Annotated in this window: 15 protein-coding genes; 9 read left to right on the top strand and 6 right to left on the bottom strand. The window is 70.5% G+C overall.

Annotated elements, in window-relative coordinates; all coding sequences use genetic code 11:
* Window positions 1–174 precede the first annotated feature (174 nt).
* Complete coding sequence (locus B5F84_RS08020; RefSeq protein ID WP_087322574.1) at window positions 175–447, bottom strand: GNAT family N-acetyltransferase; 273 nt, start codon at window positions 445–447, stop codon at window positions 175–177.
* A gap of 119 nt (window positions 448–566) precedes the next feature.
* On the opposite strand from B5F84_RS08020, the gene B5F84_RS08015 reads away from it, so the two are divergent.
* Window positions 567–1,478 (top strand): CorA family divalent cation transporter, encoded by a 912-nt coding sequence (locus B5F84_RS08015; protein WP_239378320.1) that lies wholly within the window; start codon window positions 567–569, stop codon window positions 1,476–1,478.
* A gap of 14 nt (window positions 1,479–1,492) precedes the next feature.
* Here B5F84_RS08015 and B5F84_RS08010 read toward each other — a convergent pair whose 3' ends face one another.
* Window positions 1,493–2,986 (bottom strand): ATP-binding cassette domain-containing protein, encoded by a 1,494-nt coding sequence (locus B5F84_RS08010; protein WP_087322569.1) that lies wholly within the window; start codon window positions 2,984–2,986, stop codon window positions 1,493–1,495.
* Between the two features lie 254 nt (window positions 2,987–3,240).
* On the opposite strand from B5F84_RS08010, the gene B5F84_RS08005 reads away from it, so the two are divergent.
* The 4 genes from B5F84_RS08005 (at window position 3,241) to B5F84_RS07990 (ending at window position 7,353) form a co-directional block, all read left to right on the top strand.
* A complete protein-coding gene (locus B5F84_RS08005; protein WP_087322567.1) occupies window positions 3,241–5,256 on the top strand; it encodes a TetM/TetW/TetO/TetS family tetracycline resistance ribosomal protection protein in 2,016 nt (671 codons plus the stop codon).
* A gap of 83 nt (window positions 5,257–5,339) precedes the next feature.
* Window positions 5,340–6,194, top strand: coding sequence for an ABC transporter substrate-binding protein (locus B5F84_RS08000; RefSeq protein WP_158094521.1), 855 nt, complete (start codon window positions 5,340–5,342; stop codon window positions 6,192–6,194).
* Between the two features lie 19 nt (window positions 6,195–6,213).
* Complete coding sequence (locus B5F84_RS07995) at window positions 6,214–6,858, top strand: amino acid ABC transporter permease (protein ID WP_204205539.1); 645 nt, start codon at window positions 6,214–6,216, stop codon at window positions 6,856–6,858.
* 15 nt (window positions 6,859–6,873) lie between these two features.
* Window positions 6,874–7,353 (top strand): GNAT family N-acetyltransferase, encoded by a 480-nt coding sequence (locus tag B5F84_RS07990; protein WP_087322563.1) that lies wholly within the window; start codon window positions 6,874–6,876, stop codon window positions 7,351–7,353.
* Between the two features lie 186 nt (window positions 7,354–7,539).
* Here B5F84_RS07990 and B5F84_RS07985 read toward each other — a convergent pair whose 3' ends face one another.
* Window positions 7,540–8,535 carry a VanZ family protein gene (locus B5F84_RS07985; RefSeq protein ID WP_087322561.1) on the bottom strand — a complete coding sequence of 332 codons (996 nt, stop codon included), beginning with the start codon at window positions 8,533–8,535 and terminating at the stop codon, window positions 7,540–7,542.
* A gap of 287 nt (window positions 8,536–8,822) precedes the next feature.
* Here B5F84_RS07985 and B5F84_RS07980 point away from each other — a divergent pair, with 287 nt between their 5' ends.
* Window positions 8,823–10,007, top strand: a complete 1,185-nt coding sequence (locus B5F84_RS07980; RefSeq protein WP_087322559.1) for an MFS transporter — start codon at window positions 8,823–8,825, stop codon at window positions 10,005–10,007.
* 46 nt (window positions 10,008–10,053) lie between these two features.
* Window positions 10,054–10,527 carry a hypothetical protein gene (locus B5F84_RS07975; protein ID WP_087322557.1) on the top strand — a complete coding sequence of 158 codons (474 nt, stop codon included), beginning with the start codon at window positions 10,054–10,056 and terminating at the stop codon, window positions 10,525–10,527.
* 2 nt (window positions 10,528–10,529) lie between these two features.
* Here B5F84_RS07975 and B5F84_RS07970 read toward each other — a convergent pair whose 3' ends face one another.
* Complete coding sequence (locus B5F84_RS07970; protein ID WP_087322555.1) at window positions 10,530–11,369, bottom strand: class I SAM-dependent methyltransferase; 840 nt, start codon at window positions 11,367–11,369, stop codon at window positions 10,530–10,532.
* A 51-nt stretch (window positions 11,370–11,420) separates the two neighbouring features.
* Window positions 11,421–11,954, bottom strand: coding sequence for a hypothetical protein (locus B5F84_RS07965; RefSeq protein WP_087322552.1), 534 nt, complete (start codon window positions 11,952–11,954; stop codon window positions 11,421–11,423).
* A 90-nt stretch (window positions 11,955–12,044) separates the two neighbouring features.
* On the opposite strand from B5F84_RS07965, the gene B5F84_RS07960 reads away from it, so the two are divergent.
* A complete protein-coding gene (locus tag B5F84_RS07960; protein WP_087322551.1) occupies window positions 12,045–13,022 on the top strand; it encodes a 2-dehydropantoate 2-reductase in 978 nt (325 codons plus the stop codon).
* Here B5F84_RS07960 and B5F84_RS07955 read toward each other — a convergent pair.
* Window positions 12,995–13,942, bottom strand: coding sequence for a calcium/sodium antiporter (locus tag B5F84_RS07955; protein ID WP_087322549.1), 948 nt, complete (start codon window positions 13,940–13,942; stop codon window positions 12,995–12,997). The two genes, B5F84_RS07960 and B5F84_RS07955, sit on opposite strands and share 28 nt — an antisense overlap.
* A gap of 668 nt (window positions 13,943–14,610) precedes the next feature.
* Between B5F84_RS07955 and B5F84_RS07950 the strand changes: the two genes are divergently transcribed.
* Window positions 14,611–15,066: a DUF4430 domain-containing protein gene (locus B5F84_RS07950; RefSeq protein WP_158094520.1), complete on the top strand. Its 456-nt coding sequence runs from the start codon at window positions 14,611–14,613 to the stop codon at window positions 15,064–15,066.

Raw genomic sequence — 15,066 nt, 5'->3', positions numbered from 1 at the left:
CCCCGTGAAGGGGCTGCGCAGGGGCCCGTGAAAAAGGGGGAGGGGGAGCAAAAGTGAAGAGGGGGTGTGCGGTGGCCCCTGGCGCGCGTCGGCCCGCCCGCACGTTTGCCCCCAAGGGCCCGGCGCCGTGCGGTGGGGCGCCGGGCCCTTGGGGGCCGGCTACGGGAGGGCCGGCTACGCGAGAAGGCCGGCGTGCTCCGGGTGCTTCTCAAACCAGCTGACGGCGTAGGAGCACGTGGGGCGCGCGTAGTAGCCGCTCGCGGCGATGCTCGCCACGGCGCGGCCCAGAAGTTCGCCCGCGACGCCCTGCCCGCGCAGGGACTCGTCCACAAAGGTGTGGTCGATTTCCACGATGCCGGGCTCAACCTGGGGGAAGGTCACCTCGGCCAGTACGTTCCAGCTGTCGTCCAGCACCTGCACGCGGTCGCGCTCCATGACGATGTCCATGCTGCCTCCTTGGGTCGGTGGTCCAACGGGGCTATTGTCGCACACGACAACGGGTAGAACCCATACCGAACCCCTACGTCGGCTAAGGACGGAGGCGCGTCATGGCGCGGGCCTGGCACATGGCAAACGGGCATCTGGCAACGGGCGAGAAGGACGGGCGTGCCGTCGTGGTCCTCCGGCGCCTCGATGAGGCGCGCGCCCGTGGGCTCTCGCACACGCAGCGCGAGGTGCTCGGGCAGCTGGAGCACGCCGCGATGCCCTTCCTGGAGCGTACGTCCACGGGCGCCGCGGGCCTCGTGGTCTCCTCGAGCGGCCGGCGGCGCTTCGGCTTCATACTCACCGCCTCCGAGCTGGTGCTCATCGACGACGGGGACACCTGTGCCACGGCGCTCGGCCGCGCCGTTGAGGACCGGGCGCGCGTCGAGGGGCCCGCGGGCGCGCTCTGCGCGCTGCTCCGCGAGCTCCTGCGCGACCACCCGGCCCGGCTCTCCCGCATGCGGGAGGACTTCGAGCGCCTCGAGGAGCAGGTCCTCGAGGGACATGAGCGCCCGGACCGGCGCACGATGATGGCGGACTCGAGGCGCATGCTCGGGCTCGACACGTTCTATCAGGGCATGTCCGACCTCGCGGGCGAGCTTGCCGAGGATGATACCGGCCTCGTGGCGCCCGCGGACCAGGCGCGCCTGCGCTCGCTTGCGCGCCTGCTCGGGCGGCTTGCCGCGCGCCTGGAGTCGCTGCAGGACTACAGCCTTCAGGTGCACGGGCTCTACCAGGAGTCCATCGACCTGCGGCAGAACGGCGTCATGCAGTGGCTCACCGTGGTGACCACCATCGTCATGCCGCTCACGCTCATCACCGGCTGGTACGGCATGAACTTCCCGCACATGGCGCTCTTCGACGCCCCGTGGGGCTATGCGGCGGTAATCGTGGCGTGCGTGACGATAGCGGCCGTGGAGATCGCGTTCTTCTCGCGCCGTGGCTGGCTGAGCTTCGGCGAGCGGCGCCGTCGCGATGGCAGACGGAAAGATTGATGCCCCACCCCAAATCACTCACGCAGGTGGCCGTCGCGGATCTCCCAGGTGCGGGTGGTGCAGGCCGAGAGGAACCTCCGGTCGTGGCTCACCAGAACGAGCGCGCCGGGATAGGCGGCGAGCGCGCGCTCGAGCGCCTCGGTCGAGTGCAGGTCCAGATGGTTGGTGGGCTCGTCCATGACGATGAGCTGGGGGTGGCGCAGGATGCCCTCGGCCAGCATGAGCTTGCGGAGCTCCCCGGGGCTCGTGCGGCCGCCCTCGAGGATGCAGTCTGGGTCTGAGTTGAGCTGCGCAACCGTGGAGAGCACGCGCCCGCGCTCGGCGGGGGGCAGCGCGGCGACGCGCCCCACCACGGCCCCGCGCGCCTCCGCCGGGAGCTCCTGCGGGATGTCCAGCACCTCCACGCCCTGTCCCGCGCCTGCCGCCCGGGTGAGAAGAACCCGCAGGTGCGCGAGCAGCGTGGACTTGCCGGCACCGTTGGGCCCGACAATGCCCACGTGGTCTGTGCTCCCCACCCAGAGCTCGGGAATCTCGAGCGTGCCCTTCGGGCCGCAGGGGATGGTCGCGGCCGGCACGTGCAGCACCGTGCGGCGGCGCGCGGGCTCGGCGTCCATCCAGAGGTCGCCGTCGTAGCGCTTGGTCACGCGGGCCGCGGCAAGGCGCTCCTGCGCGGCGGCCACCCGCGCGTCCATCTGCGAGGAGAGCCGTCCTGCCTGCCCGTCCTTGCCGGTGAAGATCGCGAGGTCGATCTTGCCGCGTGCGTCGCGGTCGCGCGGGTCTAGGCCGCGCTTGCTGCGCCGCGCGTCGGCCCGGGCCGCCTCGTGGGCCCGCGCGTCCTTCTCGGCCGCCAGGCGCGCGAGCTCCTTCTTTGCGGCCGTGCGCTCCGCCGCGACCGTCGCGCGCTCGAGCTCCGCCTGGTCGTGCGCCGCGCTGTAGCCGCCCGGCCGCACGACGATGCCGCCGGGCTCGAAGGACGCGCAGCGGCTGGCGAGCGCGTCCACGAGCTCGCGGTCGTGGCTCACGAGGATCCCGATGCCGCGAAAGCGCGCGAGCGCCGCGCCCAGCTCGGCGCGGGCGTCTGCGTCCAGATGGTTGGTGGGCTCGTCGGCCACGAGCACGTCCGGCCGCCCCCAGAGGGCCACGGCTACCTGCAGCTTCTTGCGCTCGCCAAAGGAGAGCTCGCCAAAGCGCCAGGGCATGTCGTCCTCGATGCGGAAGGCCTCGCGGAGCTCCCGGGCCTCGCGGCCGTAGTCCAGGGCAAAGTCGGTGAGCGCCTCGGGCGGCTCGTCGGCGTCCTGGGCCACGTAGGCGCAGACGAGGCCGCGCGTGACGGAGCCCGCGTCCGGCGTCAGCAGTCCGCAGGCGATCTTGGCCAGCGTGGTCTTGCCGCAGCCGTTGTCGCCCAGAAGGGCGGTCCAGCCGGTGGGGAAGGTGATGGTGACGTTGTCGAGCACGGCCTCGCGGGCCGCGGGATAGGCGTAGCGCACGCCGGAGAGCATCAGTTGCATAGACATCTCTTCTCCGTGCAAAAGTGACAGGCACCTTTGCACGGCAGGCACCTTTGCACATCGGGGTTTCTGATTGAGGATGTCTAGCGAATGCGCACGGCTCTCCTGCTCTCCGTCGGTCCGATGGCGGCGCCACCCGCGCTGCGGGGCCCATTCCCCGCTCGTCCGACGTGGCCAGTATGCCCCGGCGTGCGGCGCGGGTCAAGTATCATGCTGGAGTGACTCACAGGTGGCGAGAAGGACGGTGAGACTGCGTGAGACAGGCGGTCGTGGGGCTTCTGGCGCACGTCGATGCGGGCAAGACCACGCTCGCGGAGGCGCTGCTCGCCGAGGCGGGCGCCATCCGCACGGCCGGACGCGTTGACGGCGGTACCTCCCATCTGGACACCGACGCCATGGAGCGCGAGCGCGGCATCACGATTTTCTCGGCCACCGCGGCGCTCGACTGGGCGGGCGCCCACCTCATGCTCGTGGACGCGCCCGGCCACGTGGACTTCTCCGCGGAGGCCGAGCGCACGATCGCCGCGCTCGACTGCGCGATTCTGGTGGTCGGGGCAAACGACGGCGTGCAGGGCCACACCGAGACGCTCTGGGACCTGCTCGCGCGGCACGAGGTCCCCACCTTCGTCTTTGTGAACAAGTGCGACCTGGAGAACCCGGGGCGAGAAGAACTTCTCGCCGAGCTTGTCACGCGGCTCTCGCCGGGCTGCGTGGACGCGGCGGCTCTGCTTGCCGGCGACGCCGCTGCGGTGGAGGACGCCGCCGCGACGGACGAGGCCGCGCTCGAGGAGTGCCTGGAGACGGGCGCGCTCTCGGCGGAGACGCTGCGGCGCCTGGTGGCGGGGCGTGCCCTCTTTCCGGTGTTCTTTGGCGCGGCGCTGCGGGGCGGGGGCGTTCGCGAGCTGCTCGACGGCATGGTCGCATTTCTCGCCGAGCGCTCCTGGCCCAAGGAGTTCGCGGCGCGCGTCTTTCGCGTGAGCCGCGGCGCGCGCGGCGAGCGGCTTGCCTGGCTCAAGGTCACGGGCGGCGCGCTGCGCGCGAAGACGCCGCTCTCGGGCGTGGGGCGCCGCGGCGAGCCCTGGGCCGAGAAGGTCAACGAGGTGCGGCTCTATCAGGGTGCGAGCTTCGAGACCGTGCCCGAGGTGCCGGCGGGCCGCATCTGCGCCGTCACCGGGCTTTCGCATGTCATCCCCGGCAGCGCCCTCGGCGCGGAGCCGGAGGGTGCCTGCCCCGTGCTCGCGCCGGTCCTCTCCTACCAGGTGATTCCCGAGCCCGGGGCAGACGTCACGGCCCTCGTGCGGGCGCTTCGCGAGCTCGCGGACGAGGACCCGATGCTCGGTGTGAGCTGGCAGGAGCAGCTCCAGGAGGCGCACGTCCAGCTCATGGGCGAGGTCCAGCAGGACGTGGTCGCGGCGCTCCTGCGCGGGCGCTACGGTTTCAACGTGACCTTCGGCCCCGGCGGCATCCTCTACAAGGAGACCGTGACCGCGCCCGCCGAGGGCGTGGGCCACTTTGAGCCGCTGCGCCACTACGCCGAGGTCCGCGTGCTCGTGGAGCCGACGGCCCCTGGTGCCGGCGTGGAGTTTGGCACGCGCTGCGCGACGGACGAGCTGGACCTCAACTGGCAGCGCCTCATCCTCACCAACGCGCAGGAGCGCGACCACCTTGGCGTGCTCACCGGCGCGCCGCTCACGGACGTGCGCGTCACGCTGCTTGCGGGCCGCGCGCACGCCAAGCACACCGAGGGCGGTGACTTCCGCCAGGCCACCTACCGCGCGGTCCGCCAGGCGCTCATGGGCGCGCGCGAGCGCGGCGAGTGCCGGCTCCTGGAGCCGTGGTACCGCTTTCGCCTGACCGTGCCGTCAGACCGCGTTGGCCGTGCGCTCACCGACCTCACGCGCATGGCGGCCGACTTTGCGGCGCCGGCGGCGACGGGCGACGTGGCGCGCATCACGGGCGAGGTCCCGGCCTCCGAGGTGGGGGAGTACGCGCTCGAGGTCGCGCGCTACACGGGCGGTCGTGGCCGCCTCTCGCTGGAGCTCTCCGGGTATCGCGCCTGCCACAACGCCGACGAGGTCATCGCCGCCGCGGCCTACGACCCAGAGGCCGACCTCCCCAACACGCCGGACTCCGTCTTCTGCAGCCACGGTGCCGGCCACACCGTCAAGTGGCGCGACGTGCCGGCACACGCGCATACGGTCGTGGACCCCGCTCGCCTGCGCCCGTACCGGGCCGCCGACGCCACGTTCTTCTCGCGAAACATCGCGTGACCGTCGCGTTTCGTCCCTTGACAGCGGCGCGAGGCACGCTAGGGTTGCCGATGTGGGTAATCAATGGGAGAAGGGGCACTCGCATGACGGCAGCAACATCGGCTCGGGTGGCGCATGGTCTGGGCAGGAGGTCGTTCCTGGGCCTCCTGATGGCGTCGGGCGCGCTCGCGCTCGTCGGCTGCTCCTCGGGGACATCGGCCGCAGACGTGCCCTCCGATGGCGTCGACGGCGTCGAGGGCTCCCGCCTCACCTTCATCGGGGACGACAACTTCAAGCCCTACCGCTACGTCGAGACCGCAGACGACGGCAGCAAGAAGACGGTGGGGCTCGACATCGCGGTGGCCGACGAGCTGGCCTCCCGTCTCGGCTTCACCTACGAGTTCAGGCCCATGTCCTTCACCGGCACGCTGCCCGCCATCCAGAACAAGCAGGCGGACTTCTCCATGGCGCTTGCCTCCAACCCGGAGCGCGAGGAGACCTTCGACTTCACGCAGGGCTACTACCAGCCGCGCGTGGGCGTGCTCACGAAGGAGGGCGCCGAGCTCAGGGACGTGGACGCGCTCGACGGGTGCCGCCTCTCCTGCATGACGGGCACGGTCCAGAACCAGATGCTCACCGAGCTGTGCCCCGCCGCCCAGATCTCCACCTACGACACCGCCGACCAGGCTATGCAGGAGGTCGTGGCCGGCCGCGTGGACGCCTACGTGTGCGACGGCGCCGAGGGCGACTCCATGGCAAAGGCCAACCCGGGCCTGGCCTGCACGCTCCTGCCCGACGACGAGACGAGCGACTACGTGGGCGTCTACCGCATCATGGGCTGGAAGGGCGCGCCCTTCATCCCCGCCTTCGACGGCGCGCTCGACGACATGAAGGCCGACGGCACCCTCGAGGAGCTCATACACGCCTGGGTGGGCCCCGACTTCTCCTGCGGCGCCTAGCGCGGCTGGCGAGAAGAACGTGCGCTTTGACCTGATCGCCCCCTACGCGGGGATGTTTCGCGACGGCCTGGTGGTGACCCTCCAGTTCACGGGTTTCTCGCTCGCGGTGGCGCTCGCGCTCGGCGCCGTGCTCGCGCCGCTCAAGCTCGTGCGCTGCCGACCGCTCGCCTGGGTGCTCCGGCTCTACACCTCGCTTGCGCGCGGCATCCCGCTCATGGTGCTGCTCTTCCTCGTCTACTTTGCCACGCCGCAGCTCACGGGCTGGGCCATCACGCCGCTCCAGGCGGGGGTGGCCACGTTCGGCCTGGCGGGCGCGGCGAACGTCTCCGAGGTCCTGCGCGGGTGCATCCAGGGCGTTGACCGGGGGCAGTACGACGCCGCGCGCTCGCTGGGCATGACATTTTCGCAGGCGATGCGCCACGTCATGGTGCCCGAGGCCCTGCGCTCGGCGGCGCCCGCCCTCGTCAACGAGGCGATCACGATGCTCAAGGGGTCGGCCCTCGTCTCCACGATCGGCGTCGCGGACACGCTCAAGGCGGCCACCACGGCACAGGCCATGACCTTCCGCTCCTTTGAGCCACTGATCGTGGCGGCGCTCATCTACTATGTGCTCGTGGTGGCGCTCACCGCGCTCGGTGGCGTGCTTGAGCGGCGTCTTGCGTGAGAGGGGAGTCGTAACATGGGGGATAGCCCACAGTTCAGGTCCGCCGAGCGCGCCGACGTGCCGCTCGTCCTCACGTTCATCCGCGAGCTCGCGGACTACGAGGGCATGCTCGACGAGGTCGTGGCCGACGAGGCCACCCTCGAGGAGCAGCTCTTCGACCGCCGCGCCGCCGAGGTGATCTTTGCGCTGGAGGACGGGCGCGAGGTGGGCTTTGCCCTCTTCTTCCACAACTTCTCGACCTTCCTCGGCCGGGCGGGCCTCTACCTGGAGGACCTCTACGTGCGGCCCGAGTGTCGCGGGCGGGGCTACGGCAGGGCGCTGCTCCGGCGGCTCGCGCAGATCGCCCTCGAGCGGGGGTGCGGCCGGCTGGAGTGGTGGTGCCTTGACTGGAACCGCCCGAGCATCGACTTCTACCTCGCGATGGGCGCCGAGCCCATGAGCGACTGGACGGTCTACCGCGTGGCCGGAGACGCCCTCGCGGACCTCGCGGGCTGAGGCCGGGCGTCCGGCGAGAAGGACGACGGCTCGCGGGTCCTTCTCGCCCTGTGCCTTCGCCCAACATCAAATCTGGCTGCGGCGTTTTGGCACTTTGCGCCCCTTTTTATGGCCCGAAAGTGCCAAAAATCCGCGTCCAGATTTGATGTTGGGCCGATACGCACCAGGGCGGCATCGGACACCGCCCTAGACGAGGTCATATGGCATCTGCCTGGTCACCAGGTAGAAGAGCCCCAGCACGGGCCATGCGAGCGAGAAGAACAGGCAGCTCGCGCCCAGCACGGCGGCGCGCAGCACGTAGAACGCCGCGCGCCGCGCGCCCGTGCGCTCGCGGGTCTCGCAGCTCATCCGCACGAAGGCGCCGCCCGGCGTGGAGCCGCCGTGCCGCCAGGGCACCACGACCTCGACCCAGACGAACGCCGCGCACAGCGCCACGTCCATGAGCTGGGAGCGCACGCCCTCGGGGACGCCGGCGGGCCCCAGCCCAAGCGCCAGCGCCCCTCCCGCCGCGAGCGAGACGAGCCCGACGACGAGCAGGTCCAGCCAGAGCGCCACGCAGCGCCGCACGAAGCCGGGCTCGTGCGTGACCTCGCCCTCCTCGGCGAGCGCTCCGGGCGGTAGCACGCGCGCGAGCGCGGCCGCGCAGGCCCACCCCAGCGCCGTACCGCTCGTGTTGTAGATGAGGTCGTCCACGTCCGCCGTGCGGTAGGCGTACGGATAGACGCCGAAGAGCCCCGTGCCCTGCGCGACCTCGATGGCCAGCGACGCGAGCAGCCCCACGACCACGGAGCGCCAGAACCCCCAGCGCAGCAGGCGCCCCGCGATGAACCCCAGCGGCATGAACAGCACCACGTTGAAGGCTATCTGCGGCAGCGTGCTCGCGCCCTCGCGCGCGAAGTCCCCCACGAAGGCCAGCGGGTCCAGTTGCCAGGGGATGCCGTAGGTGATGCCGGGGCCGGAGCTGCCCTCCGGCAGCGGCCAGAGCGTGAAGCAGCCCAGTCCCAGCACGTAGAGGACCGCGAGGTAGGTGGAGACGACCGTGCCAAAGCGCGGGCGCCCGTCGCGGTGGTAGACCCAGGCCAGGATTGGCAGCGTGAGCACCACCGACGCGAACGGCCACAGCACGAGCGCCAGCACAAAGTTCTCCGTATAGCCCGCAAGGAAGCGCCTGATGAGGTTCATGTCGTCCGTTCTTCTCGCCCGGCTTGCCCGAGCCATTGTGAGGGAGGGCCGGACGCGCCGCCATCGGATCGCCTTGCGGTTGAGTGAGGGTTTCGTAAGGCGCGGGCTGTGGACGGTTCCTCGGCCCGGAGCGTCCGCAAGCCGCACGCTCGTGGGCGCGTGCGGCTTGCGGACGTTTTGGCGAGAGGAACCGTCCAAGCCCGCGCGTCTCCCTTGTCGCGTCCCCGGCGCGCCACTATCATGGTGTGGAAACGTTTCCACACCGCCTCGCCCGGGGAGGGCTGCCCATGTCCGTCGTTCTTCTCGTTGTTATCTACGTGGCCTTTGTGGGGCTGGGGATCCCGGACTCGCTCTTTGGCGCGGCATGGCCCGCCATGCACCCTGAGCTGGGCGTTCCCGTCTCGTGGGGCAGCATGGTCACGATGGTCACCTGCTGCGGGACCATCGTCTCGAGCCTCTCCTCGGCCGCGCTCATCGGCCGCTTTGGCACCGGGCGCGTGACGGCGGTCTCCACGGCGCTCACGGCGGCGGCGCTCCTGGGCTTTGCCGTGGCGCCGGGCTTTCCGTGGATCTGCCTGCTGGCCGTGCCGCTGGGCCTTGGCGCCGGCGCCATCGACACGGCGCTCAACAACTACGTGGCGCTGCACTACAAGGCGACGCACATGAACTTCTTGCACTGCGCCTACGGCGTGGGCATCACGGTGAGCCCGTTTTTGATGTCGCTCGCGCTCTCGGGTGGCACCTGGCGCGACGGCTACCTCGAGGCGGCCGTCGTCCAGGTGGCCATCATGGCGGCCACGATCGCGATCTTGCCGCTGTGGTCGCGCGTGGGCCACGAGGGCGCGCCGGGCGAGCAGGACGACGACCCCGCACCCATCGCGGCAAGCCCGCTCGCCCTCATCCGGCGCCGCGACATCCGCCTGGCCTGCCTCGTCTTCATGGCGTCCGTCGCCATCGAGGGCGTCTGCAACACCTGGTGCGCGAGCTACCTCGTGAGCGAGCGCGGCATGGCGGCCGGTGCCGCCGCCGGCATGGTGACGGTCTACTACGTGGGCGTGACGGCGGGGCGCTTCCTCTCCGGCGTGCTCGCCAACCGCCTCTCGAACAAGCAGCTCGTGGGCCTGGGGCAGGCGGTCACCTTTGTGGCCGTGCTCGTGCTTCTGGCCCCGCTGCCGCTCACGGCGGCGCCCGTGGGCCTCTTCCTCGTGGGCTTTGGCAACAGCCCGCTCTACCCCAACATGCTGCACCTCACGCCGCGCCTCTTTGGTCGCAACCTCTCCCAGTCCGTGATCGGCGTGCAGATGGCCGCCTCCTACGTGGGCTCGCTCACGCTGCCGCCGCTCTTTGGCGTGGTGGCGGAGCGCGTGGGCTTCTGGCTCTTCCCAGTGGCGCTCTTTGTGCTCTCCGTGGTGGTGCTCGCCGCGTTTCTTGGCCTCATGGCGCTCAAGGGCTGGAGGCCCCGACGCGGCTAGAATGTGCAAAAGTGCCTGTCCCCTTTCCACGTAAAGGATGCGTGCCATGAGAATCTACAAGGGAAACCCCGAGCTCGTCTTCCGCGGCAAGGTGGCGCCGTGGTATGGGCTGGTCTCCGGCCTCGTTGCCGTGGCGGGTGCGGTGCTGGCGCTCCAGCCGGGGATGCCGGCGGGCGTTCCGGCCGCGCTGCTCGTTATTGGGGCGCTGCTCCTCTGGCCCGTCGTGGTGCGCAACCGCGTGGAGCTCTACCGGGACCGCCTTGAGATCGTCTTTGGCTGGGGCCGCACGATCATCCCGTACGAGCACGTGCGCGGCGTGAGACCCTGCGAGGGCTTGCCCGAGCAGTTTACCTCCCATCGCTGCACCACCTCGTCCGACGGCGTCTTCATCGAGGCCCCGCAGGACGGCGACGCGGCGGTCTGCGTGATCGGCAACGAGGTGCTCATGGCCGAGCTCCGTCGCCGCGCGGGACTGGACGCGGGGCAGGCCCAGGCCGGGCGCCCTGCCGAGAGGGCCTGAGGCTACGCCGGGCGGCGCGCCACCACGGCAAAGGTGAGCGGGATGCGCGGTGCCCCCGCCGGCATGGTCCAGCCGTCGGGCGTCTCCACGAGGCAGGGGAGCGAGCGCCACTCGGCGTAGGGGCTCTCGCGGAAGTCCTCGATCGAGAGCCCGGCCGCCAGCAGGCTCCCCAGGACCTCCTGGAAGTCATGGTTCCAGTTGTGCGCACGGGTGTGCGCGATCGTGCCCGCGGTGCCCGGCACGTAGCTCCCGTCGTCCTCGTAGTCGTCCACGCTTCCGGAGAGGTAGTCGCCGTGCACCTCGAGCGACTCGTAGACGAGCGCGCCCAGCAGCGGATGGTCGTCACGGACGAGAAGAACGCCGCCGGGCCGAAGCAGCCGCGCCGCCGAGCGCGCCCAGCTCGCGAGCTCGGGCAGCCACTCAAGCGCGCCCGTCCCGGTGACCACGACGTCGAAGCGACGGTCGATCGCCTCTGAGGCCCGCCGCGCGTCCCCCTCCACGAAGCTGACGTCCTCCCCGGCGCGCGCGGCGATCTTACGCGCGTGCGCGAGCGAGGCGGGGGAGAAGTCGAGGCCCCACACCTCGGCCGCGCCGAGGCGCCTCCAGCAGAGGGTGTCCGTCCCGATGTGGCACTGCAGGTGCAGCAGCGAGCGCCCGGCAAGGCCGTCCGGCCCCAGGTGGGGGCGCAGCACGTCATAGTCGCGCCGTGCCACGGGCGAGACGTACGCGCGGTCCGCAACGAGCCGCTCCACCTCGTAGAACGGCGACGTCGCGTGCACCTGCGCGCGGTCGTCCCAGTTGAGGCGGTTCTCGGCCACCCTGTGCTCGGTCTCTGCGTCCACGTTCTTCTCCCTCTCCCTTGTGGGGCTTTGTCCTCGGATGACCTCTCCGTCCTAGGTGGCGGGTCGGCCGCCGGGGGCGACGAGGCGCCAGAGGCACCCGCCGGGCGCGGTCGCGCGCTCGGCCTCCTCTCGGGAGCGCAGCTCGACGAGCCGGCATTCCGGCGGGCGGGCGCTCAGCAGCTCGCGGATGCGCGGAAGCTGCTCGTCCGGGAAGCGCTCGACATAGCGGGCGAACTCGGGGTCGAGCTCCGTCTCCTGCCAGGGCAGGTCCTCGCGCGGCCGGCCGATGCGCGCGCGGATGCCGTCGAGGCACGTCTCGAGCGGCAGGTCAAGAAGGACGATAAGGTCGGCGCGCTCGACGCGCGAAGGGAGCGTCCCGAGGTAGGTCCCGTCGATGATCCAGCGCTCCTGCGACACGAGCCTGCCGTGCGCGGTGTCAAACTCGTCCTGCGTGACGTGCCCGCCGTCGGGAAGGTGCCAGAGCGTGTCGAGGTAGTGGAGCGGCAGGCCGGTGATCTCGCGCAGCCTCCGCGCGAGCGTCGACTTGCCCGAGCCCGGGCTTCCCACAATCGCCACGCGCCTCATGGTCGCCCTCCTCTGCCAATCGCGATGGGCCAGAGAGTATACATTGGCCTCGGGCACGCTACAATGCCGCCAGCGATGAAGGAGGGGCGCATGGCAATCGAGCGTGTGGCGATCATCGGCAGGGGAGCGGTGGGCCTGCTCTACGGCACCATTGCCGAGAAGAACCTCGGGCCCGGGTCCGTCGAGTACGTGATGGACGACGCGCGCCTTGCGCGTCACGCCGGCGAGACGCCGACCGTGAACGGCGAGCCGCTTCGCGTACCCACGGTGCCCGCGAGCGAGGCCGCTCCCGTCGACCTGGTCATCCTTGCGATCAAGGCGCCCGGCATGCCCGTGGCCCTGGACACGATGGAGCGCCTGGTGGGGCCGCATACGGCCATCGCGTCGCTCGTGAACGGCGTCACGAGCGAGGAGCGCATCGCCGAGCGCTTTGGCTGGGAGCGCACCGTGCTCTCCGTGGCGCAGGGCATGGACGCCGTCTTCATCGGCGACGACATGACCTACGCGCATCCCGGCGAGGTCCGCTTTGGCGCGGCGCCGGGCACGGCCGCGGGCGTGGTGGAGGACGTCGCGGACTTCTACGCGCGCGCCGGCATCCCGCACGTGGTGGAGGCCGACATCCGCCGCCGCATGTGGGTGAAGCTCATGCTCAACGTGGGCATCAACCAGACCTGCATGGTCTATGGCGGCACGTACGGCTCCGCGAGCGAGCCCGGCAGCGAGCAGAACCGCTGCTTCGTGGCCGCTATGCGCGAGGCGCTCGCGGTGGCGCGCGCCGAGGGCGTGGACGTGACCGAGGTTGACCTCGCGCAGATGGCGGCGCTCATTGCCTCGCTCGACCCGGACGGCATGCCGTCCATGGCGCAGGACCGCGTGAACGAGAAGCCCACCGAGGTCGAGGAGTTCTCCGGCACCGTGATTCGCCTCGCCGAGAAGCACGGCCTGCTCGTCCCCACCAACCGTTGGCTCTACGAGCGCATCCGCGCCATCGAGGCGGGGTTTAGGGCGCAGGCCCCGGCACCGGCCGACGACGGGGCGCGCTACCGCAGCACGGACGCGGCGATGTAGGCGGCGTAGAGCACCACGAAGGCGACGCCCCCGGCGCGGCTCATCTCGTGGCGCCGGCCAATGAAGGCAAATCCCACGAGTGCGAGCGAGAAGACGGCGAGCAGCGCCAGGTCGAGGTTGTAGGCCGCGTCGTACGGGATGTTCGCAAAGAGCGCCGGGCCGCCCATCACGAGCAGTAGGTTCGAGATGTTGGAGCCCACGACGTTACCGACGGCGATGTCGGAGTTGCCGCGGAAGGCGGCCACGACGCTCGTCACGAGCTCGGGCAGGCAGGTGCCGAGCGCCACCACGGTGATGCCGATGACGCGCTCGGAGACGCCGGCGGCCGCGGCGATGGCGGTCGCGTTGTCCACGACGAGGTCGGCGCCCACCTTGAGCACGACCGCGCCGACGACGACCAGCCACACCGCCATGCCGACGCTCGGGCGCGGTGCGGGCCGGGCCTGTGCGTCCTTCTCGCCCGCGCCCTCGGCGAGGCCCACGATGGCGGTGCGGGCTACAAAGGCGGCAAAGGCAACAAGAAGAACTGCGCCCTCGAGGGCCGTGACCTGGCCGTCCGTGTTGGCGAACAGGGCGAGCAGCCCGCAGGCGGCAACGCTCACGGGAATCTCGAAGCGCTGCGTGCCGCGGGAGAGCGTGACCGGGGCTATGACGGCCGAGAGGCCGAGGATGAGCAGCAGGTTGGCAAGACAGCTTCCCACCACGTTGCCGAAGGCCATGTCGGCATGGCCGCTCACGGCCGAGGTGACGCTCACCACGAGCTCGGGCAGGGAGGTGCCAATGGCAACGACGGTGAGCCCTGCCACGCGCTCGGGCATGCCAAAGCGCGCCGCGAGCCGGCACGCGCCGTCCACGAGCAGGTTGGCACCGCCTATGAGCAGGGCAAATCCAATGACGACGGCGAGGAGGCCAAGAATCACGTCGGTCCTTTCGGGGTCGGGGATACCGTTCCTGAGTATTCCATGCGCCCTCGGACCGTCCTGCGTCCCCGGGCCCGACTCCCATCCGATTACACAACTGCCTGCGAGGCCGTTACGGCGCCTGCGCCTGCGATGGCTCCTCGGCTCCGGGCTGCGCGCCGGTTACGTACACTCCTGTCGGTTACGTACACTTCCGCCGGTTACGTACACTCTTGCCGGTTACGTACACGCGGCCACAAGTCGTTTACCTGCGGAAACAAAAACCGCCCAGGCGAGAAGGACGACTTTTCGTGTACGTAACCGTTTGAAGTGTACGTACCCGACAGGATCGTACGTAACCGACAGGATCGTACGTACCCGGCGGGGCCGTGCGTACCCGGCAGGATGGCGGACCTGGGGCTCTTCTCGCCGTGCGGGATGCGTGGGCGCGGGGCTCATGTTACGTTGCGTCGTCACACAAGGCCGGCCCCTCGCGCCGTGCGACCTGCTACACTTGCTCCAACCGTATACCGAGGGCACGGTTCGAAGAGCTGCTACGCCTAGTAGAGAAAAAGGATTCCGGTTTGACTCCGGATCAGCACACGGCTGTGTCTTAGATGGCGACCGCGCGCGTCGCCGATTCCGCCCTGCCCTCCCGACGCCCGGATTCCGGGAGAGAGCGAGGCATCATGTCCCACAAGAACCTGTCGAGAAGGACCTTCCTCTCGTGGCTCGCCGGCGGAGCGGCCGCCTGCGCGCTCGCGCTGAGCGTCTCCGCGTGCGGCGGCGCGCCCGCCTCAGAGGCCCCGACCACGGCCGCCGAACCCACCATCGCCGTCTCCGTGACCATTGACCCCACGGCTGCCGAGGTCGACGCCACCACCGTTGACGTCGACGTCCCCGAGGGCGCCACGGTCTACGACGCGCTCGTCGAGACAGGGGCCGACGTCAACGCCAAGGACAGCTCCTACGGCACGTACGTGGCCGGCATCAACGGCGTTGCCGAGCAGGACTTTGGCCCCATGAGCGGCTGGCTCTTCGAGGTCAACGGCGAGTCGAGCGACAAGGCCTGCTCCGAGTACGTCCTTGAGGACGGCGACGAGGTCACCTGGACCTACGTGACCGACTTCACCGCGACCGAGTAG

Origin of the sequence: Olsenella sp. An290 (assembly GCF_002159535.1) — a bacterium.
Classification (GTDB): Bacteria; Actinomycetota; Coriobacteriia; order Coriobacteriales; family Atopobiaceae; genus Thermophilibacter.
Note: the sequence above shows the minus strand (reverse complement) of the source record. Positions and strands in the feature narration are given on the sequence as shown.